The 23508-nt window shown below is 63.5% G+C and carries 23 protein-coding genes; 12 read left to right on the top strand and 11 right to left on the bottom strand.

Annotated elements, in window-relative coordinates; genetic code table 11:
• Positions 1 to 156 precede the first annotated feature (156 nt).
• From ntrX to dusB, 5 genes are all read right to left on the bottom strand, one after another.
• Positions 157 to 1566: a nitrogen assimilation response regulator NtrX gene (ntrX, locus tag ACZ52D_RS14875; RefSeq protein WP_222453268.1), complete on the bottom strand. Its 1410-nt coding sequence runs from the start codon at positions 1564 to 1566 to the stop codon at positions 157 to 159.
• A complete protein-coding gene (locus tag ACZ52D_RS14870) occupies positions 1563 to 3842 on the bottom strand; it encodes a sensor histidine kinase NtrY-like (protein ID WP_222453269.1) in 2280 nt (759 codons plus the stop codon). Before ACZ52D_RS14870 ends, ntrX begins: the two co-directional genes overlap by 4 nt.
• Before the next feature lie 100 nt (positions 3843 to 3942).
• Positions 3943 to 5310 carry a response regulator gene (locus ACZ52D_RS14865; protein ID WP_222453270.1) on the bottom strand — a complete coding sequence of 456 codons (1368 nt, stop codon included), beginning with the start codon at positions 5308 to 5310 and terminating at the stop codon, positions 3943 to 3945.
• Positions 5311 to 5313: 3 nt separating this feature from the next.
• Complete coding sequence (locus tag ACZ52D_RS14860) at positions 5314 to 6393, bottom strand: two-component system sensor histidine kinase NtrB (RefSeq protein WP_222453271.1); 1080 nt, start codon at positions 6391 to 6393, stop codon at positions 5314 to 5316.
• Positions 6390 to 7376 carry a tRNA dihydrouridine synthase DusB gene (dusB, locus tag ACZ52D_RS14855; RefSeq protein WP_464441776.1) on the bottom strand — a complete coding sequence of 329 codons (987 nt, stop codon included), beginning with the start codon at positions 7374 to 7376 and terminating at the stop codon, positions 6390 to 6392. Before dusB ends, ACZ52D_RS14860 begins: the two co-directional genes overlap by 4 nt.
• 184 nt (positions 7377 to 7560) lie before the next feature.
• On the opposite strand from dusB, the gene ACZ52D_RS14850 reads away from it, so the two are divergent.
• From ACZ52D_RS14850 to ACZ52D_RS14840, 3 genes are read left to right on the top strand one after another with little or no spacing between them, the layout of a single operon-like run.
• Positions 7561 to 8697 (top strand): bifunctional 2-C-methyl-D-erythritol 4-phosphate cytidylyltransferase/2-C-methyl-D-erythritol 2,4-cyclodiphosphate synthase, encoded by a 1137-nt coding sequence (locus ACZ52D_RS14850; RefSeq protein ID WP_464441775.1) that lies wholly within the window; start codon positions 7561 to 7563, stop codon positions 8695 to 8697.
• On the top strand, positions 8694 to 9191 hold the full coding sequence (locus ACZ52D_RS14845) for a phosphatidylglycerophosphatase A family protein (RefSeq protein ID WP_369929092.1): 498 nt from the start codon (positions 8694 to 8696) through the stop codon (positions 9189 to 9191). The genes ACZ52D_RS14850 and ACZ52D_RS14845 overlap by 4 nt, the downstream gene beginning before the upstream one ends.
• Positions 9188 to 9658 carry a CinA family protein gene (locus ACZ52D_RS14840; RefSeq protein WP_464441774.1) on the top strand — a complete coding sequence of 157 codons (471 nt, stop codon included), beginning with the start codon at positions 9188 to 9190 and terminating at the stop codon, positions 9656 to 9658. Before ACZ52D_RS14845 ends, ACZ52D_RS14840 begins: the two co-directional genes overlap by 4 nt.
• 160 nt (positions 9659 to 9818) lie before the next feature.
• On the opposite strand, the gene ACZ52D_RS14835 is transcribed toward ACZ52D_RS14840, so the two are convergent.
• Both ACZ52D_RS14835 and ACZ52D_RS14830 read right to left on the bottom strand, forming a co-directional pair.
• Positions 9819 to 10115 (bottom strand): hypothetical protein, encoded by a 297-nt coding sequence (locus tag ACZ52D_RS14835; protein ID WP_464441773.1) that lies wholly within the window; start codon positions 10113 to 10115, stop codon positions 9819 to 9821.
• Between the two features lie 340 nt (positions 10116 to 10455).
• Positions 10456 to 10908 (bottom strand): type II toxin-antitoxin system RatA family toxin, encoded by a 453-nt coding sequence (locus ACZ52D_RS14830; RefSeq protein WP_464441772.1) that lies wholly within the window; start codon positions 10906 to 10908, stop codon positions 10456 to 10458.
• Positions 10909 to 10983: 75 nt separating this feature from the next.
• Between ACZ52D_RS14830 and hpt the strand changes: the two genes are divergently transcribed.
• Both hpt and ACZ52D_RS14820 read left to right on the top strand, forming a co-directional pair.
• Positions 10984 to 11529: a hypoxanthine phosphoribosyltransferase gene (hpt, locus tag ACZ52D_RS14825; protein WP_222453278.1), complete on the top strand. Its 546-nt coding sequence runs from the start codon at positions 10984 to 10986 to the stop codon at positions 11527 to 11529.
• 199 nt (positions 11530 to 11728) lie between these two features.
• Positions 11729 to 12055: a hypothetical protein gene (locus tag ACZ52D_RS14820; RefSeq protein WP_464441771.1), complete on the top strand. Its 327-nt coding sequence runs from the start codon at positions 11729 to 11731 to the stop codon at positions 12053 to 12055.
• Between the two features lie 19 nt (positions 12056 to 12074).
• Here ACZ52D_RS14820 and ACZ52D_RS14815 read toward each other — a convergent pair whose 3' ends face one another.
• Together ACZ52D_RS14815 and lipA are read right to left on the bottom strand one after the other, a co-directional pair.
• Entirely contained in the window at positions 12075 to 13217 is a 1143-nt protein-coding gene (locus tag ACZ52D_RS14815; protein ID WP_464441770.1) for an amidohydrolase, read from the bottom strand.
• A complete protein-coding gene (lipA, locus tag ACZ52D_RS14810; RefSeq protein WP_369929080.1) occupies positions 13214 to 14164 on the bottom strand; it encodes a lipoyl synthase in 951 nt (316 codons plus the stop codon). Before lipA ends, ACZ52D_RS14815 begins: the two co-directional genes overlap by 4 nt.
• A 298-nt stretch (positions 14165 to 14462) precedes the next feature.
• Between lipA and ACZ52D_RS14805 the strand changes: the two genes are divergently transcribed.
• Entirely contained in the window at positions 14463 to 15011 is a 549-nt protein-coding gene (locus ACZ52D_RS14805) for a peroxiredoxin (protein WP_222453282.1), read from the top strand.
• 84 nt (positions 15012 to 15095) lie between these two features.
• On the opposite strand, the gene ACZ52D_RS14800 is transcribed toward ACZ52D_RS14805, so the two are convergent.
• Complete coding sequence (locus ACZ52D_RS14800) at positions 15096 to 16178, bottom strand: DUF6456 domain-containing protein (protein WP_464441769.1); 1083 nt, start codon at positions 16176 to 16178, stop codon at positions 15096 to 15098.
• A 230-nt stretch (positions 16179 to 16408) separates the two neighbouring features.
• Between ACZ52D_RS14800 and ACZ52D_RS14795 the strand changes: the two genes are divergently transcribed.
• Positions 16409 to 16798: a DUF6477 family protein gene (locus ACZ52D_RS14795; RefSeq protein WP_464441768.1), complete on the top strand. Its 390-nt coding sequence runs from the start codon at positions 16409 to 16411 to the stop codon at positions 16796 to 16798.
• On the opposite strand, the gene ACZ52D_RS14790 is transcribed toward ACZ52D_RS14795, so the two are convergent.
• Positions 16791 to 18338: a trimethylamine methyltransferase family protein gene (locus ACZ52D_RS14790; protein ID WP_222453285.1), complete on the bottom strand. Its 1548-nt coding sequence runs from the start codon at positions 18336 to 18338 to the stop codon at positions 16791 to 16793. The two genes, ACZ52D_RS14795 and ACZ52D_RS14790, sit on opposite strands and share 8 nt — an antisense overlap.
• 230 nt (positions 18339 to 18568) lie before the next feature.
• On the opposite strand from ACZ52D_RS14790, the gene guaA reads away from it, so the two are divergent.
• The 5 genes from guaA to ACZ52D_RS14765 all read left to right on the top strand — a co-directional run bounded on the left by guaA (position 18569) and on the right by ACZ52D_RS14765 (position 23481).
• Positions 18569 to 20137, top strand: a complete 1569-nt coding sequence (guaA, locus tag ACZ52D_RS14785; protein WP_222453286.1) for a glutamine-hydrolyzing GMP synthase — start codon at positions 18569 to 18571, stop codon at positions 20135 to 20137.
• 43 nt (positions 20138 to 20180) lie between these two features.
• Entirely contained in the window at positions 20181 to 20372 is a 192-nt protein-coding gene (locus ACZ52D_RS14780) for a hypothetical protein (RefSeq protein ID WP_464441767.1), read from the top strand.
• A 134-nt stretch (positions 20373 to 20506) separates the two neighbouring features.
• The gene (locus ACZ52D_RS14775; RefSeq protein ID WP_464441766.1) at positions 20507 to 21232 is read left to right on the top strand and encodes a hypothetical protein; all 726 of its coding nucleotides are present in this window, start codon (positions 20507 to 20509) and stop codon (positions 21230 to 21232) included.
• 133 nt (positions 21233 to 21365) lie between these two features.
• Complete coding sequence (locus tag ACZ52D_RS14770; RefSeq protein ID WP_464441765.1) at positions 21366 to 22250, top strand: DMT family transporter; 885 nt, start codon at positions 21366 to 21368, stop codon at positions 22248 to 22250.
• 106 nt (positions 22251 to 22356) lie between these two features.
• Positions 22357 to 23481, top strand: coding sequence for an OmpP1/FadL family transporter (locus ACZ52D_RS14765; RefSeq protein ID WP_464441764.1), 1125 nt, complete (start codon positions 22357 to 22359; stop codon positions 23479 to 23481).
• The last annotated feature ends 27 nt before the right edge of the window (positions 23482 to 23508 follow it).

Raw genomic sequence — 23508 nt, 5'->3', positions numbered from 1 at the left:
CCATGTGCTGCAGCCCCGCGGGCTGCAGTGCCACAGCCCGGCTTGCGTCGAAACCACCTGCGCGGCGCATGGCGGCCTGACGTCTCCGTGCAACAGCTCGTCCGCCACTTGGTGAGCGCAGCGCCCGCAGCCGGTGCGGGCGCCTAGCAGGCTGGTTCAGACCTGCTCTTCTTCGGCCTCGACATGGGCCACGCGCGCCCCGGCCTTGTTCGAGGTCACCACCCCCAGCGATTTCAGCTTGCGGTGCAGCGCCGAACGCTCCATGCCCACGAAGGACGCGGTACGGCTGATATTGCCGCCAAAGCGGTTGATCTGGGTCAACAGGTATTCGCGTTCGAAGGCTTCACGCGCCTCGCGCAGCGGCAGGGTGGCCAAGGCACCGGAGAGCACCACGCGACCATCCTCCTGCGGCTTTTCTTCCTCGCGCGGCAGGTCCTTTGCCTCGATCGGGCCGCTGCCATCGCCAAGGATCAGCACCCGCTCCACCAGGTTCTTCAACTGGCGCACATTGCCGGGCCAGAGCATTGTCTGCATCAACGCAACAGCCTCCTCGGTCAGCTCGCGAAGCGGCAGACCCTGGGTTTCATTGAAATGCGCAATGAAATGATTGGCCAGCAGCGGGATGTCCTCGCGCCGATCCGCAAGGGACGGCACCTCGACCGGCACCACGTTGAGGCGATGATAGAGCTCCTGGCGGAAGGTGCCGGCGGCGATTTCGGCCTCCAGGTTCTTGTTGGTCGCGGAGATCACCCGCAGGTCCACCCGCACCTTGTCGTTGCCACCGACCCGCTGGAACTGCTGATCCACCAGCACGCGCAGGATCTTCGACTGGGTGCCCAGGGGCATGTCCGCGACCTCGTCAAAGAACACGACACCGCCATGCGCCTGCTCCAGCAGCCCCGGTTCCACGCCGCGCTCGGTGGACTCGCGGCCAAACAGAACCTCCTCCATCCGATCGGGCTCGATGCTGGCGCAATTCACTGTCACGAACGGCGCCGACGCGCGGCTCGAGTTGGCGTGAATGTAGCGGGCCGCGATCTCCTTGCCGCTGCCGGCAGGCCCGGTCAACATCACCCGGCCGTTGGATTTTGTCACTTTTTCCAACTGGCCCAACAGGGTCCGGAAAGCGGCGGAGGTGCCGATCATCTCGGCGGGGCCGCTGTCGCGCCGTTTGAGGTCGGTATTTTCCCGGCGCAACCGCGACGTTTCCATGGCGCGGCGGATCACCACCATCAACTGGTCGATGTTGAAGGGCTTTTCGATAAAGTCATAGGCTCCCTGCTTGATCGCGGCGACCGCGATTTCCACGTTGCCATGCCCCGAGATGATGACCACCGGAATTTCCGGGTTGTCGCGCTTGACCGTCTTCAGAATGTCGATGCCGTCCATCTGGCTGTCCTTGAGCCAGATATCCAGGATCATCAGCGCAGGCTGAGCCTCCTCCAGACGCGCCATACATTCCTCTGACGACCCGGCCTTGCGGGTGGCAAAGCCTTCGTCCTCCAGAATGTCCGAGATCAGCTCACGAATATCGCGCTCGTCATCTACAATCAGAATGTCACTCATGTCAGACCTGCTTTCACTGTATTCTTGTTCGGCGCTGCCGTCATGGCCGCGGCGGGTAGACGGATCACCGCCATGGCCCCGAAATGCGCCTGTCCTTCAAACACCGGGGCGTCTTCCAGCGTCAGCGTGCCCCCGTGCTCCTCGATGATCTTCTTGACGATCGGAAGCCCCAACCCGGTGCCCGCATCGCGGGTGGTCACATAGGGTTCGAACAACCGTGCCCGATCCTCCGGCAGGCCGATACCGTTGTCGGCGATGCGGACTTCATAGGCATTGCCCTCCTTGCGGGCGGACACACGGATTTCCGGTGCCAGATCCTGCGGCGGGTTCTTGTTTTGCAGGCTTTCGATGGCTTCACCTGCGTTCTTGATCAGATTGGTCAGCGCCTGACCGATCATGGTGGCATCCAGATCAGAGCGCATCGGCTCCTCAGGCAGATCGGCCTTGATCTGAACACCCGGCTGGCCCTGCTGTTGCAGCACAACCGCGTCGCGCACCAACCGGGCCAGATCCTCTTCGCGCCGCTCCGGTTCCGGCATGCGAGCGAACTTCGAAAACTCATCAACAATGCGGCGCAGATCATTCGTCTGGCGCACGATCACATCGGTCATCGCTTGCAACTGGTCGCTGTTTTCCTCTCCGAGCTTGGGCGCGAACTTGCGCTTGATCCGTTCGGCGCTCAGCTGGATGGGGGTCAGCGGGTTCTTGATTTCATGTGCGATCCGTCGGGCGACATCGCCCCAGGCCGCCATTCGCTGGGCGCTGACCAGATCGGTGACATCGTCAAAGGCCACAACGTATCCTTCAAGGCCACCCTCCTCCGAGCGGCGCGGCGACATGCGGACAAGCAGGTTTTCCAACCGCCCCTGACGCGTGACCTTGATCTCCTCCTGAGCCACGTCGGCGCCGCTTTCGGCCAGTTCATCGAACAAGGGACCAAACTCCGGCACCGCCACGGCCAGAGCAAGTGACTGCTGATCCTCGCGCCAGTCCAGCAACCGTTCGGCCGAGCGGTTCACAAAGGTCACACGGCCTTCGGCGTCGAGCCCGACCACCCCGGATGTCACCGAGGACAGCACCGAATCGAACAATCGACGCCGACGCTCGATCTGCCGGGTGTTGTCCAAAAGCCGCTCATGCTGGGCTTTCAGCTCGCGGGTCATCTGGTTGAAATACTGGCCCAATTGCGCGATCTCGTCGCCGCCATCATCGACCGGCACCTTGACGTCAAGATTACCCGCACCCACGCGCTGCGCCGCCACCGTCAGCCGCCCGACCGGCCGCGAAAGCCGTTCCGCAAACCACATGCCCAGCCACATCGCCGCAAGGATCAGGATCACCGCAAAGCCGATGTAGAGCAGGGCAAATTCAAACAGCACCCGCCCCCGCTCGCTTTCGAGCTGCTGATACAGATGCGCGGTTTCCTGGGTATCGTCGAGCAGGTTCAGAAGCTCGCCGTCCACATCCCGGCTGATGTAAAGGAACCGATCAACAAAGGCGTTCAGCCGGACCAGCGCCCGAAACTCGCTGTTGGCCCAATCCTCGATCAGCAACAGCCCTTCTTCGCGCGCGACCTCGATCTGTCGGCTGTTCGGCTTTTCAAAGTCGAACTCATACGAGCGTTCGCCGCGGGCGCGGATCAAACCGGCGCTGTCGACGATATAGGCTTCACGCAACCCACGCTGGATCTGCAACTGCCCCTGTGCCAGCACCTGCCGCAGCTCCGCATCGTTGATGAAGAAACTGCGCGCCCGGCTGTTGTCGAGGTAACGCGCCAGCGCCCGTGCGTCCTCGCTCAGATCGTTTTTCTGCTGGGTCTGATAAGCTTCCGCCGCAGCCAGCGAACTGCCGATGACCTGACGCACCCGCTGCGAGAACCAGCCCTCGAGCCCGACGTTCACGGTCAGCACGGCAAAGACCGCGACGATCACGGTCGGGATCAGGGCCAGGAATCCAAACGCGCCGATCAGCCTCAGGTGAAGCCGGGAGCCCGCGGATTTCGAGCGCCGCGCCGCAAACAGCCGCAGGATCTGCGCCAGCACCAGCGCCGCGATTGTCAGGATGTAAACAAGGTCCGCCAGGAGAATCAGCCGCAGCGAGCGCGACGACGCCCCCTGGCCCAACGGTCCGATGATGAGGAAGGTCACAAGCGCCAGGATCGGCCCCAGCAGCACCAGTCCGATGGTGCCGATATTGCGCGCCCGGCGCGTTTTACGCCAGCGGTCCAAAGCCGCAAACGGCCCGTATGCCGCCCTCAGATGTGACTTATGCGCCACTGACTGCCCTCATCCCGATGTGTGACTCAAAACGAGTCACCGCCATATATCGTGGCCCTGCCGAGGAAAATCGCAACGCGGCCACATTTCTGTGGCGATATTACATCAGTTTGCGGCGGCGTGTCACCTCAATATCCAGATCGGTGATTTTCTTGCGCAACGTATTCCGGTTGATCCCCAGCAGATCGGCACATTTGGCCTGGTTTCCCCCGGTCGCAGCCAGGGCGATTTCGATCAGCGGGGTTTCCACCTCGCGCAGCAACCGCATGTAAAGGCCCGGCGGCGGCAGCATGTCGCCATGCAGATCGAAATAGCGCTGCAGGTGACGCCCCACGGCTTCGGACAGCTTCTCGTTGGCAAAACCGGCGCTGCTCGGCTCCGGCCCGGAGTGCGGGCCAAGGACCGCGTTCACGTCGGCCTCGGTGATTTCCTCGCCCCGCGCGGTCAGCGCCAGTCGACGCACGGTGTTCTCCAGCTGCCGCACGTTGCCGGGCCAGCCAAAATGGCGCAGCGCTTCGCGCGCGGCCTCGTTCATGCTCCGATGCGGCGCGCCCTCATTCTCGGCCCGTGTCAGGAAGTGTTCCGCCAAAAGCGGAATATCCTCCACCCGCTCTCTCAGCGCCGGCACATGCAAGGCAGTGCCACAGATGCGATAGTAGAGATCCTGCCGCAACTCACCTGCCTCCATCGCCGCGGCCAGATCACGCTGGCTGGAGGCAAGGAACCGTGGTGCGTGATCGCCCGGTGCATCCATCATCCGCACCAGGCGCGCCTGGGCTTCCTCGGGCAAATCGGCCAGTTCATCAATCACCAACATGCCGCCCTTGGCCTGGGCCAGCAGCCGCGCCGGGCCTTCCAGCTCGATCAGCGACGCGCCATCCACATGGACGAAAGGCAAGGTCCGGCGATCGGAAAAGTCATGGATGGCCCGCGCAATCAGCGACTTGCCTGTCCCGCTCTCGCCCGTCACCAGCAGTGGTAAATCGGTGTTCATCACCCGCGCAATCAGCCGGTACAGGGTTTGCATCACCTCGCTGCGGCCGATCAGCGGCAACTCCTCGGGCCGCTCCTGCGTCTCTTCCCGGGCGGGCGCTGACGCGGTCCGCTTGGCCGACAACGCCTTGGAGGTACGCTTCATCAGCTCGGGCAGGTCAAATGGCTTGGGCAGGTAGTCATAGGCCTCGGCCTCCTCCGCGCGGATCGCCGTCATGATCGTATTTTGCGCGGAAATCACGATGACCGGCAGGCCGGGCCGGTCGGCCTGGATCTTGGGCAGCATCTCCAAACCGTTCCCGTCGGGCATCATGACGTCCGAAATCACCACGTCGCCCTTGCCCTCTCCGACCCAGCGCATCAGCGTGGTCAGGGAGGACGTGGCATGCACCTTGCAGCCGGCGCGGGTCAGCGCCTGAGTCAAAACGGTGCGAATGGTGCGGTCGTCATCAGCGACCAGAACGGTGCCATCCATGGATCAGCTCTCCTGCAGTTCTACGTCGCGCGGGACGCGCGACAGCGACAGCCGGAACACCGTGCGCCCGGGAACCGAGCTTACCGAGATCCAGCCATTATGCTCCGAGACGATCTTGCTCACCAAAGCAAGACCGAGCCCGGTGCCGTTTTCGCGCCCCGACACGAAGGGGTCGAAAATATCGTCCTTGATTTTCTCCGGCAGGCCGGGGCCGTCGTCGCAGATTTCGATCTGCAGCGGCAGCAGCTTGCCTGTTCCGTCACTCCGACGAAGCCGGAAAGAATGCTCGTAATAGGTGCGGATGTGAATGTTTCCGCCTTTTTTATCAGCAGCTTCCGAGGCATTCTTCAAAAGGTTCAGCACCACTTGCAGCAGCTGGTCCGCATCCCCCCAGGCCATCGGCAGCGACGGATCGTAGCCTTCGGTGATGGTCATATGCGCGCCGAATCCCAGCAGCGCCGAGCGCCGCGCACGGTCCAGGACATCATGCAGGTTCACCGGCTTGAAATCCGGCTCCGACAGGTTGCCGAACTGCTCCACCTGTTCCAGCAGCTTGACGATGCGGCGGCTCTCGCTGACGATCAGATCGGTCAGCTCCAGATCCTCGCCCGACAGGTTCATGCTGAGAAGCTGCGCGGCACCCGTAATCCCCGCCAGCGGGTTCTTGATCTCATGCGCCAGCATCTCGGCCATGCCGATGGCCGAGGCGGCGGCGGATTTTGACGAGTGGTTCTGCGTCAACCGCCCGGCCAGTTCGCGCGGCGTGACCATCATCAGCATGGTGCCGTCCTGCCCCTGCAAAGGCGCCACCTGCACCCCGCACTGCAGCGGCGCGCGACTGCCGGACCCGACGTCGATGTCATTCACGAACAATGGCGTGCCCTGAACCCGGGCACGGGCAAAGGCGCTTTCGATCGGCGCGTCGATGGCCAGGGTATCCCAGACCGGCTGCCCCAGCAGCGCCCGGCGGGAGGTGTTCAGGAACCCTTCCGCTGCGGCGTTGACGTCGGCAATCTTGTCCCAGGCATCGATCAGAAAGGCCGGAACCGGCAGCGAGGCCCAGAGTGCGGAACTGTCGCTCATGCTGCGACCTCCGTCGCGGTCGGCATCAGCGCTTCAGGCAGCAGCGCCAGCACTTCCGCCGGAGATTTCTCGGTCAGGACGCGACGGCGCATCACCGGTCCGGTGCCCGCGTAGTCCATGTACCAGCCCAGATGCTTGCGGCTGACGCGCAACCCCAGATCCCAGCCATAAAAGGTGAGCATTGCCTCGTAATGATCTGAAACCATTTGCACAAACGACTCTCCTTCAGGGATGGTCGGCGCCGGGGACCCCCACAGCTCATGCGCCACCTGGGCCAGCAGCCAGGGGCGACCTTCGGCCCCGCGGCCGATCATCACGCCATCTGCGCCGGACAGTTTCAATGCCTGCCGCGCAGTCGCGGTATCCACGATGTCCCCATTGGCCAGTAGCGGCACCGGCACGGCGTCCTTCACGGCGCGGATCGCCGCCCAATCGGCGGAGCCCTTGTAGAACTGACAGCGGGTGCGGCCATGGATCGTAACCATCTTCACACCGGCATCGGCGGCACGTCGGGCGACGTCCGGAGCATTCAAACAACGATCGTCCCAGCCGAGCCGTGTCTTCAACGTCACCGGCACATCCACTGCGTTGACCACGGCCTCAATCAGCCGCAGGGCGTGATCCGGTGTCTTCAGCAAGGCTGATCCGGAATAGCCGTTGGTCACCTTCTTGGCCGGGCAACCCATGTTGATGTCGATGATCCGAGCGCCCTGCCCGGCCACCTGCTTGGCGGCCTCGGCGATCCAGTATTCATCGCGTCCCGCCAGCTGCACGGCAGTGTTCTCGACATCCGCGCTCAGCTCCGCCCGCTCGCGCACGCCCGGCTTGGCCTGAACCATTTCCTGGCTTGCCACCATTTCGCTGACCATCAGCCCCACCCCGAAGGAGCGGACCAGATCCCGGAACGGGCGGTCGGTGATTCCAGCCATCGGTGCAAGCGCGATGGGCGGGGTCATGTCGGTGGTTCCGAGGGTGAAGGACAAATGCCTAATCCTTGTGCAGTTGATCTGTTTTTACCCGAAGCCCCTGCTATGCAGCAATGAAATCGCCCTGTTCAAGGCCCGGCAAAGCGCCATTTGCCCAATTTTTGGGCGCTTCACCCCAGGTGATTGCCTAAGCCCGCGCCACCCCATAAACAAAGCACGTCTGTCCCGCAGGAGGTTTCCCATGACCACAGCCGCCCTGATCGTCGCCGCCGGCCGCGGCACCCGCGCAGGCGGCGGGCTGCCCAAACAGTGGCGGCCGCTGAAAGGGCGACGGGTCATTGACTGGACCCTGCAAGCCTTTGAAAAGGCGGGGGTGGAGCATATCGCGCTGGTTCTTTCGCCCGACGATACCACAGCCTGGCAAGAATTCGCAGAGCGGCCCGGATTGACTTTGGCAAAAGGCGGGGCGGAGCGCGCCGCCTCGGTGCTGAACGGGCTGCTGGCGCTGGCACCGCTGGAGCCGCACAAGGTACTGATCCATGACGCCGCCCGCCCCTGTGTCAGCCCTGACCTTGTTCACCGCATAACGGGCGCGCTGGACAACACGCCCGCCGCCGCACCCGCGCTTGCCGTCAGCGACGCCCTGTGGACCGGCGCCGAGGGCAGCGTGACCGGCACCCGCGACCGCAGCGGGCTATATGCGGCGCAGACACCGCAAGGATTTCACTACGAGGCGATCCTGGCCGCGCACCGGGCCCATCCCGGCGGCGCCGCCGATGATGTCGAAGTCGCCCGCGCCGCGGGGCTTGACGTGCGCATCATTCCGGGCGAGCCGGACAACATCAAAATCACCCGCCCCGAGGATTTTGCCCGGGCGGAACGCATTCTGGGGGCAGAAATGGATATCAGGCTTGGCAATGGCTACGACGTGCACCGGTTCGGGCCCGGCGACAGCGTCATCCTCTGCGGGGTGGAGATCCCGCATGACAGAACCTTGCAGGGCCACTCCGATGCGGATGTCGGCATGCATGCTGTGACGGACGCGATCTATGGCGCCCTGGCCCAGGGCGACATCGGCCGCCACTTCCCGCCCACCGACCCGCAGTGGAAAGGTGCCGCCAGCGACATCTTTTTGCGCCACGCCGCCGAACTCGCACGCGGCATGGGCTTCACCATCTCCAACGTCGACTGCACCCTGGTCTGCGAATATCCCAAGGTCGGCCCGCACGCCGCGCGGATGCAGGAGGTGATGGCCGACATCCTCGGGATCGATGCCAGCCGGGTGTCGATCAAGGCGACCACGTCGGAACGGTTGGGCTTCACCGGCCGCGGCGAAGGTATCGCAGCTCTCGCCACCGCGGCCTTGGTGAAATCATGACTGCCGCACAGCTGATCGGAACCGTTGGCGGCATCGGCTACTTGCGCCCCGCGCCCGGCACCTGGGGCTCACTCGCGGCGCTGCCGCTGGCCTACGGGCTGCACCAGCTTGGCGGTTTTCCCCTCTTGGCGCTGGCGACGCTGCTTTGCATCCCGGCGGGGCTTTGGGCCACGGCGCAGATGACCGCTGGAAGCGACGACCACGACCCGTCGGAGATCGTCGTCGATGAAGTGGCAGGCCAATGTATCGCGATCTGGGCGGTGTCTTTGCCCGCCTGGCTGCATGGGTTGCCAGTCACCGCGTTATGGCCCGGCTGGATCGCCGCCTTCGTGCTGTTTCGCCTGTTCGACATCTGGAAACCCGGCCCCGTGGGCTGGGCCGACCGCAAGCAGGGGCCGTTCGGCGTGATGATGGATGATGTCATCGCGGGCATCCTGGCCGCCATTGGTGTCGCGCTGCTTGCAGGCTTTTCACACGGGGTCCTTGGGCTATGACAGCGGCGACAGACCTGATTACCCAGGCCACGGCGTCGGGGGTCACCATTGCAACGGCTGAAAGCTGCACCGGCGGGCTGATCGCCGCGGCGCTGACAGACGTTCCGGGCTCCTCAGCCGTGGTCGACCGCGGCTTTGTCACCTATTCCAACGCGGCCAAGATGGAGATGCTCGGGGTGCGGGAAGATACCTTGAACTCCCATGGAGCCGTCAGCGAGGAGGTTGCACGCGAGATGGCCGAGGGCGCCCTGAACCGCTCTGGCACCGCATTGGCGGTATCCGTCACCGGCATCGCGGGTCCGGGTGGGTCCGAGTTCAAACCCGAAGGGCGGGTATGCTTTGGCCTGGCCGTAAATGGCGGCGCAACCCAGACCGAGACTATCGAGTTCGGCGCCCGGGGCCGCGCCGAGGTGCGTCGTGCCGCGTGCGATCATGCTCTGAACCTGCTGCGCAGCGCGCTGCCCTGAGCCACTTTGCAGCGGCGGCCTCAGCCGCCACTGCAGCTCTTCCCGCCCCCGGGCACTCTGCACCGCGCGGTAGCGGCGGCACCTCAATGCCGCCCAAGCGATCGGAAAAACGGCCCGTGGGCGGGCCGTTTTATGTCTCATACCTGCTTCGTGTCCGGCGTCAGACCGCGCGGTTGGCAGCCTGCACCTCCGGCCCCGGAGACACGGCAATTGCACCGAGGCTTTCGACATAGCGCGCAACCATCGGTGCGCCATCGGCTGCCGCCTGCCCTCCAGCGAGCGCTCCGAGATAGCCTTCGTTGTTCTGCGGTGTGGCCATGCTGCTGATTAGCGCCATGGCGCGGGCATCATCAAGCGCCGCCTGCGCTCGTGCGCGCGCCTGCACGTCCGGCGCCGACGTGCGCGGCTCGTCAGCGGGCTGGTCCGATTTTTCCGCCGCCCGGCCCGCGGCGCGCATCTCGGCGCCCCGACGGCCGCCTCGGCGCGCGCTGCCAGTGTCGGCGGCCTGCCCTCCGGACTGCCCGCCGTCCGCCTGCCCCCCGCTGGCTTCACCCGCACCGCTCGGGGCAGCCGGTCCGGCTTCCTGCGGGGCAGGCTCCGGTTGTGGCTGTGGTTGCGGTTGTGGGGATGCCGGAATAATTCCACCTACGACCATCGTTTCAAAACTCCTAACAGAAAGTTAATTCTGCACGCGGAGGTGCTCCCGAAATAAGGCAGGAATCCGGCAAAACCTGAGCAATGCCGGGTTTCCCGGGAGCGTGGTAAACGAATGATTAACAGATGGTCAGGCAGCGCCCTCACCGGCCGCCGTAAAGCTCCGCCGCGCGACGCTCGAATGCGCGCACGATACGCTGCATTGCTTCGTTGAACACCACGCCGATGATCCCCTGCAGCACGGCGTTCTTGAACTCGAAATCAACAAAGAAGGACACATCGCAGCCCCCGTCCTCACGCGGGGTGAAATGCCAGTGTGATTTCATGTAGCGAAACGGCCCGTCCAGGTATTCGGTGTCGATCTTGTGGGCGTCCGGGTAAAGAGTGACCCGGCTGCCGAACCGCTCCCGAAAGACCTTGAAGGAGATCACCAGATCCGCCTCCATCACCTCGGCCTCGCCCAAGGGCGCGCGGCTGCGAATGCGGGCGGCGGCGCACCACGGCAGGAATTTCGGATACTGCGCCACGTCTGCCACCAGATCGTACATCTGCTGGGCGGTATAAGGCAGCGGGCGGGTTTCCGAATGAGTTGGCATGTCTGCGTCGAATTTCCTGCTATGATCGTGGCGCGTCATGTCCTATGAACGCGCGGAAATTTCAAGGGGGCAGCCATGTCACAGCGTCCATATGTCATTGATGTGATGATCTCGGCCAAGGCCATCGCGGCCCGGATCGAAGAGCTATGCGGTGAAATCCAGCGCGAATTCGGCGATACCGACAAGCTGGTTGTCGTTGGCCTGCTGCGCGGCAGTTTCGTTTTCATCGCCGATCTGGTGCGTGAACTGGATCTGCCGATCGAAGTCGACTTCCTGGAAGCCTCCTCCTATGGCGACGCGATGGAAAGCAGCCGGGAAGTGCGCATTCTCAAGGACTTGCGCGGCGCTATTGAAGGCCGGGACGTGTTGGTCGTGGAAGACATCGTCGACACCGGTCACACGCTCAACCACGTCACCCACCTGCTGCAAAGCCGCAACCCGGCGCGGCTGAAATCCATCGCGCTGCTGGACAAACCATCGCGACGCGAGGTGGATTTCCGCTCCGATTGGGTGGGCTTCGAGATCCCGGACGAATTCGTCGTCGGTTATGGAATCGATTACGCCCAGCGCAATCGGAACCTGCCCTATATCGGCAAAGTGCGCTTTACCGACGCGGGCTGACCTGAGCCTTTTGTGAGCACGCCCGGTGCGCCACTGTCGCGCCGAGGCCACAGAGAACACCATTGACACCTACCATGGAAACCGGCGTCATCCCGCCGGTTTCCGGTCAGGGGTCGGCAGATTCAGGCAATGCCGATTTGCCTTTTGCCTGCGTCTCTCCCATGTCTCTGGAAACAGCAGAATTCACTGGAGAGATGCCATGTTCAGACCCCTGCTCGCCACCGTGGCCACCAGCATTGCCTTGTCGGCTGTTGCCGCTCACGCAGGCCCGCCGAAATGGGCCCCCGGGCACAAGAACAGCGCCGCACATTACGCGCCCGGTCAGGTGAAGAAGCGCCACAGCGCCAAGCACGGTCATATTCACGGCGGCGATTGGGTCCGGATCGAGGACTACGACCGCTGGGGCCTGAAACCTCCGCGCGAAGGCCATGACTACATCCGCAAGAACGGCAAGATCTACGAAGTCGTCAAAGACACGCTCGCCATCATCGGCGCGGTGGCCGTGGTCGACGCGCTGACCAACTGACGGGGGGCACCCTGGTCAGTCAGCCCAGCAGGGTCCGTAGTGTTTGCAGAAAGATCCCGGTTCCGACCGGGATCGCCGCATCGGGGAAGTCATAGTCCGGGTTGTGCAGCTGCGGCTGGGTGACGCCAGAGCCAAGCCAGAACATGGCGCTCTTGGCGTGGCGGGCAAATTGCCCGAAATCCTCGGACCAGCGTTGCGGCAAATCGCCGAGCTGCGCCGGATGGCCTGCCTCTGCGCGGGCGTCCTGCAAGATCTGAACAGCGGCGGGGTGGTTGGTGCAGGCCTCGAACACGTCATCGAATTCGATATCCAGCATCAGCCCGTGATCCGCGCAAGCGCGGCGAGCCAACGCGGTCGCATCAGCGACCAGTTGCTCCATCCGCGCGTCGGTGACGGTGCGCAGGGTCACCCAGACCTCGCCCACTCCGGGTGCAATGCCGAATGTCGCCTCGCCCAGCCGCGCGTGGGTCAGCGTGACCAGCGCATAATCCGCGTCGAGATCGCCGCCCTGCCCCAGGTCCGGCAGCCCGGTCATCAGCTGCGCCATGGCTGCGGCGGGTGAGATCCCATCCTGCGGCGCGGCCGCATGCGAGGTGCGCCCGGTCAACCGAATCCGCATGCCGCGCGAGGCGCAGTTGGCTGCAGCGGAACACAACCCCACCTTGCCCACCGCGAGGCCCGGCAGATTGTGCAGCGCAAAGGCATAGTCCGGCACGATCTGCGCGAACGCAGGGTCGGCAAGAACCGCCGCCGCCCCCTTTCCGGTTTCTTCGGCAGGTTGGAACAACAGCACCGCCCGCCCCCGGGCCGGACGCCGCGCGGCCAGCTCTGCTGCCAGCCCAGCGACCATGGCCATGTGGCCATCATGGCCGCAAAGATGGCCGCGCCCTTCGTGCCGAGAGCGGTAAGGTTGGTCGGAAAGTTCGGCGATGGGCAATCCATCAAGCTCACAGCGGATCAGGACCGTGGGCCCTGCCGCCAGCCCGTTGTAGACCGCTGCGACCCCATGGCCGCCAAGCCCGGTCAGCAGCTTGTCAGGAGCAAAATCACGCAGGTAGCCCGCCACCATGGCGGCGGTCTTTTCCTCGGCACCTGAGACCTCGGGGATCTGGTGCAGGGCCTGGCGCAGCCGCGTCAGCTGCTCCAGGCGTTGCGGCGTCATGCAAGCCCCAGCTTCTTGTTGCGGGCCTCGCGCAGACGCGCAAAGTCGTCGCCCGCATGGTAGGAAGACCGTGTCAGCGGCGTCGCGGAAACCATCAGGAAGCCCTTGCCATAGGCAGCTTTCTCGTAGGTCTTGAACTCTTCAGGTGTGACGAACCGGTCAACCGCGTGGTGCTTGGGCGTGGGTTGCAGATACTGGCCGATGGTCAGGAAATCGACATCCGCCGCGCGCATGTCGTCCATCACCTGCTTCACCGCCTGCGCGTCCTCGCCCAGGCCAACCATGATGCCGGATTTGGTGAAGATCGAGGGGTCCAGCTCCTTCACCCGCTGCAACAGGCGCAGCGAGTGGAAGTAGCGGGCACCGGGGCGAACCTCGGGGTAGAGGCCGGGCACGGTTTCCAGGTTGTGGTTGAACACGTCCGGCTTGGCTTCGACCACCTTCTCCAGCGCGCTGGCATCGCATTTGATGAAGTCGGGTGTCAGGATTTCGATCGTCGTTCCGGGGGAGCGATGGCGCACGGCGCGGATGGTCTGGGCAAAGTGGTCGGCACCGCCGTCCTCGAGGTCGTCGCGGTCAACCGATGTGATGACCACGTGATTGAGGCCCAGCTTCTGCACCGCATGGGCCACCCGGCCCGGCTCGAAGGCGTCCAGCGTGTCGGGTTTGCCGGTGGCGATGTTGCAGAAGGTGCAGCCGCGGGTACAGATCTCGCCCATGATCATCATGGTGGCGTGGCCCTGGCTCCAGCATTCCCCCACGTTGGGGCAACCGGCCTCCTCGCACACGGTGGTCAGATTGTTTTCCCGCATGATCTTGTGGGTTTCAGCATAGCCCTTGCCGCCCGGCGCCTTGACCCGGATCCAGCTTGGCTTCTTTGGCTGAGCGTTATCGGGACGATGCGCCTTCTCTGGGTGGCGCTGCTCCGGGATCTTTAGGTCTCTCACGTGGGTTTCCCTTCCGGCCTCTGGCTTTCTAGCGGGTGTAGCACAGCTGATCTGGCTTGGCACGAGCATATCGTCAACCCGGCATTGCGCCGCAGACATGGCTGCCCGGCGGTTGCCACTGGGATTTCCGGGGGATTTCTGGCCATTTTTGGCAGGCCAGCCCGCGAGTTCTTCCGCATCAAAAGCAGTCCGGAGGCGCTGCGACGCCGAGGCGCATCGGCACGTGTTGCTACCCGCTTAGAATCATTTTAAGCCTGCGCGCCGAAACGAACATCCACATTTTCAGGAGCATCCCGATATGAAAGCTGGCGTTAAGCTGCCCGACGTGACCTTCCGCACCCGCGTTCGTGACGAGTCCATCGAGGGCCCGAACCCGTTCCGCTGGGAAGACAAGACCACCGCAGACTATTTCGCAGGCAAGCGCGTCGTTCTGTTCTCGCTGCCCGGCGCCTTCACCCCCACCTGCTCCACCTACCAGCTGCCGGGTTACGAGAAGGGCTTTGCCGACTTCAAGGCCGAGGGCATCGACGCGATCTACTGCATGTCCGTGAACGACGCATTCGTGATGAACGCCTGGGCGCGTGACCAGAAGCTGGAAAACGTGCAGGTGATCCCGGATGGTTCGGGTGAGTTCACCCGTCGCATCGGCATGCTGGTGGCCAAGGACAACCTGGGCTTTGGTGCCCGCTCCTGGCGCTATGCCGCCATCGTGAACGACGGCGTGGTCGAAGCCTGGTTCGAAGAGCCCGGCCTGTGCGACAACCACAACGAAGACCCCTATGGCGAATCCGCACCGGAAAACGTGCTGAAGTACCTGAAAGAAACCCAAGCAGCGGTTCCGGCCTGAGCCGAAGCTGATCAGCTGGGCTGATTGCAACGGGTCCACCATGGGTGGGCCCGTTTTCTGTTGCACCGCCCGACGCCGCATCCTTCATCCGATCATCTCATCCGCCGAGGCGCCATCTTCGCCGTAGTGTTCGGCAAGGTGCTGCAAGGCAATGCGCAGCACGACCTTGCCCGAGCGGGCAGGCCAGCCGAGGTTCCGCTCGGCGGTTTCCAACCCCTCCAGGTGGCAGCAACAGCGCAAGGCGATATCGCTCAACCCCATGCCAAGCGCCTGCAATGCGCGGGTCAGTCGCGCGCGCGCCTCTGCGCCCGCCGCATGGCTGCCGGAACACAGCAGCTGGTTGTCCGCGCTGTAATGGCGCTGATCCTGATGCAGGTGACAGCTGATCTGCGCGAGTTCGAAATCCTCCCGAAGACGCTTCCCCGCTCGCACCATCGCCGCGGTCAGGAAGGGGTTGCCGTTCCGGTCGCTCAGGCGGGCGAGCATTTCCAAGGGCGTTTCCGCACCGCCATAGCGCGACTTGCGCGCCGCATTCCCACCGCCGTTGTCAGGGGCCAGAAACGGATCTTGCGCCTCGGCAAAGCCGCCCTCCAGCCGGGCGCGGGCGCGGTTTTCCTGATCCGCGATGATCCGGTTGAGCGCGTTGCGTCCAGCCGTGGTGATGACATAGCGGCAGATCCGCCCCTGGCGGCTGCAGGTGATCCAGCCGGACAGCGCAAGCGCACCTGCCAGCGGTCGCGACACCGCAACCCTGTGCCGGTCCGTCTCCGCGCCCTCGCGCACCACGACCGCCATCTCCATGCCCTCGGCCACCGCCAGAACTGCCCCGCCCCGGCTCAGAAGGGTCAGCACGCCCGTTGCCTCGCGCTCAAACCCCGACATCAACCCTCGGGCAGGCTGGGCCGACGTCTGCGAGGGCGGCCCCGCACGCTGAGTGTTTCCCGCCCCCCTCCGGTAGGGAGCCGACAGATAGGTGAGCACCTCGTCGATCAGCGGATCATCCCGCAGGGTCTCCACCCGTCGCACCTGGCGCGAATTGGTCGACGGGTGACAACCGGCCTTGCGCGCGAGCTGACGAATGGACCGGCCAGCCTCTGTGTGCTGGAGATAACGGCTGGCTTCTGGCGGCACCCAACCTGGCAAGGGCGACTGCGGACTGTTGTGCATGGTTCAACCCCGGTCGTCAGCGAATGCCACCGTACGGGCCAACTGCGTCCCCTTCGGCCCGTGCAGAAACATCCGCCAGACAGTCAACAATAATTCAATTCAGGCCGGGATGTTTCCAAAAAATACATAATCTTCCTCAAACGGACCGTTCGCCAATATCGCACCCGGCGCAACACTACCTGAGGTTGTGTTATAGCAGAGCCTGCACCAAGAGAGGAAAGGAGACTGGAATGCAGGATCTATTCAGCCGGGTGAGATTGCTCCGCCGTCCGCGCATCCTGGCGCGCGCGGCCCGATTGGGGGCCCAGAGCTATTGCAGGCAACGCGACCTGCGCCGTGTCCTCGGCCATGGGCAGCTTCCCAAACCCGCCGTCGCCGCCCTGCGGCTGCTGGAGCTGGAACAGGACCTCTACACCGCCCGCAAGGCGGATGACCCGGGATATTCGATGATCCGCCACGTTGACGTGCTGATCGCACTGGTCGGCGAAGCGGCTTGCCTGGGCGGCCCGGCGCGCCGCAGCCAAGCCAAAACAGAAACGGCGGCCTCGAAAGACCGCCGTTGTCCGCCTGCACCCGTTTCCGGGCCGGAAGATATCGCGCCAATTGGCCCGTTTACATGAAGGCGTCCGGCATCGACGCTTTCTTCTTGGCGACGTATTCGTCGAGCGCCAGCTTGATCGCCGGATCGAGAGCCGGCTGCTGATAGGTGTTGAGCAGATGCTCAACCCGGTTGGACGCCAGCGCATAGGTGTCGCGGCTGCCCTCTTCTTCCCACTGCTCGAACGGCTTGTAGTCGAGGAGGTCGGATTTCCAGAAGGCCGACTTGAAGTTGGCCTGGGTGTGCGCGCATCCCAGGTAGTGGCCGCCGGGGCCCACCTCGCGGATGGCATCCATGGCCTGATGATTTTCATCAACCATGACGCCTTTGGCCAGCCCGTGCAGCGCGCCCAGCTGGTCGGCATCCATCACGAACTTCTCGAAGTCGGCCACCAGGCCGCCCTCGAGCCAGCCGCAGGCGTGCAGCATGAAGTTCACGCCCGACATCAGCCCCATGTTCAGCGAGTTCGCGGTTTCATACGCGGCCTGCGCGTCCGGCAGCTTGGAGCCACAGAACGACCCGGCCGAGCGGAACGGCACGCCCAGGCGGCGGGCCAACTGGCCTGCGCCATAGGTCACCAGCGACGCTTCGGGAGTGCCAAAGGTCGGCGCGCCGGAGTTCATGTCGATCGAGGACACGAAGGCGCCGAAGATCGCCGGAGCACCGGGCCGCACCAGCTGGCTGTAGGCGATGCCCGCCAGCACTTCCGCCAGCACCTGGGTCAGCGTGCCCGCCACCGACACCGGCGCCATGGCGCCGCCGACGATAAAGGGCGAGATGATGCAGGCTTGCATGTTCTTGGCGTAGACTTCCAGCGAGCCCATCATCACGTCGTCGAAGGTCATCGGCGAGTTGATGTTGGTGAGCGAGGTCATCACCGTGTTGTTCTGCACGAAGTCCTGACCGAACAGGATGCCCGCCATATCGACGGAATCCTGCGCCCGACTGGGTTCGGTGACGGAGCCCATGAACGGCTTGTCGCTGAGGGTCATATGCGCCATCAGCATGTCGAGGTGGCGCTTGTTCACCGGGATGTCGGTGGGTTCACACACGGTGCCGCCGGAGTGGTGCAGCCACTTCGACATGTAGGCCAGTTTCACGAACTTGTTGAAGTCGTCCATGGTGGCATAGCGGCGGCCACCATTGGCATCACGCACGAAGGGCGGGCCGTAGACCGGCGCCAGCACCAGGTTGCGGCCGCCGATGACGACGGATTTCTCCGGGTTGCGCGCGTGTTGGGTGAATTCCGCAGGCGCGGTTTCGCAGAGCTTGCGCGCCAGACCGCGGGGGATGCGCACGCGCTCTCCCTCGACGTCAGCGCCCGCTTCGCGCCAGCGCTCCAGCGCGGCCGGGTTGTCAACAAAGTTGACGCCAACCTCCTCAAGGATGGTATCGGCGTTGTGCTCGATGATCTCCAGCGCCTCGGCGTTCAGAACCTCAAAGTTCGGAATGTTGCGCTCGATGTACTTGGCCGTCTCGATCTTGACGGAGGACCGTTCGGCGCGGCGGGCGGCGCCACCGCCACCCCGGGCGCGACGGCGCGGTGCTGCTGCTTCTGTCATGGTTTATCCTCACCACAGGCATTTCATTGCCAAGGGTATTATAGGCCGCCTGCCCTGCCGCGCCGCAGGATTGCGTCCTTTCACGTTGAAAAGCGACATGCCCTGCGCATTTCAGCCCCTCGTGGCCGGCGATGGCATACCGGACAAGCATCGACGCCCCGGCCGGAAAACCCGATGCCGCGCTGTCAAAGCCTCTTGCGGAAATGGTCGTCCTGCCCTATGGCGCGTGCATGACAGAGACATCCCATGACCGCCTTCTCATCATCGACTTTGGCAGCCAGGTCACGCAGCTGATTGCGCGCCGCCTGCGCGAGCTGAACGTCTATTGCGAAATCCACCCCTATCAGAATGTCACCATGGACTTTGTGCGCGAGATGGCGCCCAAGGCGGTGATCTTCTCGGGCGGGCCCGACAGCGTGACCCGCGAAGGCTCCCCCCGTGCGCCGCAGGAGATCTTCGATCTGGGCGTGCCGATCCTGGGCATCTGCTATGGCCAGCAGGTAATGATGCACCAGCTGGGCGGCAAGGTGGAAAGCGGCCATGGCACCGCCGAATTCGGCCGCGCCTTTGTCACCCCCACCACCGCGCGTCTGCCGCTGCTGGATGGCTGGTTCGCCAATGATGGCGATCGTGAACAGGTCTGGATGAGCCACGGCGATCATGTCAGCCAGATCGCGCCGGGTTTCGAGGTCTACGGCACCTCCCCCAACGCGCCTTACGCGATCACCGCAGATGTCAGCCGCAACTTCTACGCGGTGCAGTTCCACCCGGAGGTGCACCACACCCCCAACGGTGCCAAGCTGTATGAGAACTTCGTCAAGCTGGCGGGCTTTACCGGCGACTGGACCATGGGCGCCTACCGCGAACAGATGATCGAGAAGATCCGCGAGCAGGTTGGCGACAAGAAGGTGATCTGCGGGCTGTCCGGGGGCGTCGACTCCTCGGTTGCCGCAGTGCTGATCCACGAGGCGATCGGCGACCAGCTGACCTGCGTCTTCGTTGACCACGGCCTGCTGCGCAAGAACGAGGCCGAGGAAGTTGTCACGATGTTCCGCGACAACTACAACATCCAGCTGATCCACGCCGATGAGAGCGAGCTGTTCCTGGGCGAACTGGAGGGGGTGTCCGACCCCGAAACCAAGCGCAAGATCATCGGCAAACTGTTCATCGACGTGTTCCAGAAGCACGCCGACACAATCGAAGGCGCCGAGTTCCTGGCACAGGGCACGCTGTACCCGGATGTGATCGAATCCGTTTCCTTCTCGGGTGGGCCGTCCGTCACCATCAAGTCGCACCACAACGTCGGCGGCCTGCCGGAAAAGATGGGCCTGAAGCTGGTGGAGCCTCTGCGCGAGCTGTTCAAGGACGAGGTCCGCGCCCTGGGCCGCGAACTGGGCCTGCCCGACAGCTTCATCGGCCGCCACCCCTTCCCCGGACCGGGCCTGGCCATCCGCTGCCCCGGCGAGATCACCCGCGAGAAGCTGGAGATCCTGCGCGAGGCCGATGCCATCTATATCGACCAGATCCGCCGTCACGGCCTGTACGACGAAATCTGGCAAGCCTTCGTGGCGATCCTGCCGGTGCGCACCGTTGGCGTGATGGGCGACGGACGGACCTATGACTATGCCTGTGCCCTGCGTGCCGTGACCAGCGTCGACGGCATGACCGCGGATTACTACCCGTTCAGCCACGAGTTCCTCGGCGAAACCGCCACCCGGATCATCAACGAGGTCAAGGGCATCAACCGCTGCACCTATGACATCACCTCGAAGCCTCCGGGCACCATCGAGTGGGAATAAAGCGCATACCGAAACCCCGGCCCCATCGGCCGGGGTTTTTCTTTTGAAGCTGATCAATCAATCCGTCAGGGGTTTCTGGAATCTGTCGGCAAAGACGGAACGCCGGGAGGACGCGATGATCATTTGCCACCCACTGAAGCTGATCTTTATCAAGACCAAGAAGGTCGGCGGCACATCATTTGAAATTGCCCTTTCCAGCTTTTGCGACGACGACAGCATCATCACTCCGATTTAACCTGCGGACGTGCAAATGCGCGCAGGCACGTCTGGCCGGGCGGAACCGAAACCGAAGCGCATTTCTACAATCACATTCCGGCCGGGCGCACGGGCACGGCGTGGCTGGCGCAATTCTTCGGCGAGAATCTGAACGTGGCGTCGAAACATGAACCCCTCGGGGTGCTGGATTTCGGCTCGCAGATGCCGGAAATCAGCCATATGCGCCGGTTCAACACCTTGGGCATGGACGCCTCCATGAAGACCTTCTGGCAGAACAAGCTGACCGCATTGCAAGCCCCCTATGCGGAGCCCAATCACACCCTTGGCAAATGCGGCCTGATCGAGGCGCTGGCCGAAAGCGATCTGGCCGACCGCAGCACCGTGATCATCCTGCGCCGCGACCTGGCAAAACAATGTGCAAGCTACGTCAGTCGGAATGATTTCCAGAACATCACCATTGCCTGGCAATGGTATCTGGACATGAGCTATCCGAACATCATCGTGGACCCCGCGATCCTGCGCCCGATGGGGCAGATCGGCTGGGCCCTCTGGTACGCTCTCGAGATGGAGACGCGATACGCCTACTACGTGCTGAAATTCAGCGATCGGATAAACTTTGTCGAAACGCGCCTTGAAGAAGCGACAACACCACAAGGCGCAACGAGGCTGCTGGCGGCATTGAGACGCAAAGCAGAACCAATTCTGCCCCCCAAACGGGATGCCGCCCGGCTCGACAATCAGGTCACCGAGGCGCTGACGGCCGAAATCCGCAGCTTGCTCAATCGGATGAGGTTCGATCCGGTCGCCCTGGCGTCGGACTACATCAAGTCGGGAAAATCGCTGTCCGCCCCGGCAGCGCAAAACGCATTGGCCGCCTGAGGCAACGAGACAAACGCCAAAGCCACCGCAAGCGTGTCTGCCCGTCGCACGATGCGCGCGGCTGAGGGCATCCCGTCTTGACCCGGCCGCGAATTTGCCGCTCTGTGACCGCCAGAAAGCGGGGAGCGCATAAATGGAACAGTCAGAACCTCGCGCGGGCCGCGCTGCGCTGTGGATGTTGGGGGCAATCGTCTCTTTCTCTGCAATGGCGATTGCAGGGCGCGAGGCCGGTCTGACACTGGATACCTTCGAGATCATGACCTACCGCAGTCTCGTCGGGGTTCTGATCGTGGTGGGCGTACTCACCTTCACCGGCCGCTGGCATCAGGTCAGCCGGGCCAGACTGGGCGTGCATCTTCTGCGCAATGCCTGCCATTTTACGGGTCAGAACCTGTGGTTCCTGGCGGTAACGCTGATCCCGCTGGCGCAGGTCTTTGCGCTGGAATTCACGTCGCCGCTGTGGGTCATCATCCTGTCGCCGCTCCTGCTGGGCGAGATCCTGACCCGTAGGCGGATGCTGGCCGTGGCGCTGGGGTTCATCGGCATCCTGATCGTCGCGCGCCCCAGCCCGGAAACCGTGAACCTGGGCGTGTTGGCGGCCGCGGCCTGTGCGGTCTTCTTTGCACTGACGGCGATCCTGACCAAGCGGTTGACCCGCAAGGAGTCGACCGCCTCGATCCTGTTGTGGCTCACCGTCATGCAGCTGGTCATGGGACTGCTGATGGCTGGCTGGGACGGCGACATGGCGCTGCCGTCCGCTGACGTCGTGCATTGGCTTGTGCTGATCGGCATTGCCGGTCTGACCGCGCATTTCTGCCTCACCACCGCGTTATCGCTGGCCCCTGCAAGCGTCGTCGTGCCGATCGATTTCGCCCGTCTGCCGACCATCGCCGTGCTGGGCATGGTGATCTACGGCGAGGCGCTGGATGCCTGGGTGCTGGGCGGCGCGGCGGTGATCTGCGTGGCAAATTACCTCAATATAGTTGCGCCCAAACCGCGTCCAACCGCCCTCAGCTGATGTATTTCGGCAAGTTTCCGTTCCGTTAACATTGATTTGGCAAAAAATCGGCGGTTACGGTTCTATGACAAGAAGCCGCACGTCGGCTTTTTCTGAGGGAGGAACAATGAAACGCTATCTTGCAACGTCAGCCGCGCTGGCGCTGGTTTCGGGCGGCGCGATGGCCAGCGGTCTGGACCGCACCGGCCAGCCCATCGGCATCATCTTCGAGGAAGGCTCCTACGTCGAGTTCTCCGCCGCGACGACATCGGTAGACCTGTCGGGCAATGACCGCACCAACCTGAACCCAGCAGGCTCAGCCTCCGGCGATGTCGGGGAACGCTTCAACATGTTCGGCGCAGGCTACAAGCGAGACATCAACGAGCAGCTGTCTTTCGCGCTGATCTTCGACCAGCCCTGGGGCGTGGATGTAAACTACCCTGTCGGCGGCTCCGCACTCTTGGGCGGTACCACCGCACAGGCAGATTCCAACGCGCTGACCGCCTTGCTGCGCTACAAGTTCAACGACCGTTTTAGCGTCCACGGCGGTATCCGCTATCAGGAGATCGACGGCGAGATTAACCTGGCAGGAGCTTTTTACGGGGGTGCACTGCCAGCGCCTTTCACTTCCTACAACGTGAAAGTCGGCAAAGATGGTGCGTTCGGCTGGGTCGCAGGCGTTGCCTATGAGATCCCCGAAATCGCCTTGCGCGCCGCACTGACCTACAGCTCGGAAATCGAGCATGATTTCGACTTGACCGAAACCTTCTCCGGGCCGGCAAGCGTAAGCGCAAACAGCTCGACAAAGACCAAGACTCCGCAGTCGGTCAATCTGGACTTCCAGACAGGCATTGCCGCAGACACGCTCCTGTTCGGCGGCATCCGCTGGGCAGAGCACAGTGTCACCGATCTGGTCCCCGGAAATTTTGGTCGCGACCTGATCGATCTGGACGACTCCTTCACCTACACTCTGGGCGTGGGGCGCAAGTTCAACGAGAACTGGTCCGGCTCCCTGGCATTGATCTATGCCGATGTGGACGGCGACCAGCTGGTATCTCCTCTAGCGCCGACGCATGGCTATGAGGCGATCCGTCTGGGCGTCCAGTACAAGCAGGACCAGATGACGGTGTCTGCCGGCATTCGCTACACCGATCTGGGAGATGCAGTTGCGTCGCCCGGCGGCGTCCCGGTTGCCGACTTCCGCGACAACAAGGCGATCAGCTTTGGCGTGAAAGTCGGCTACCACTTCTGAGCTACAGCGCGCACCGTACTGACAGCC

The organism is Leisingera sp. S2M4, assembly GCF_055398055.1.
This window is presented reverse-complemented; position numbering and strand designations above follow the sequence as displayed.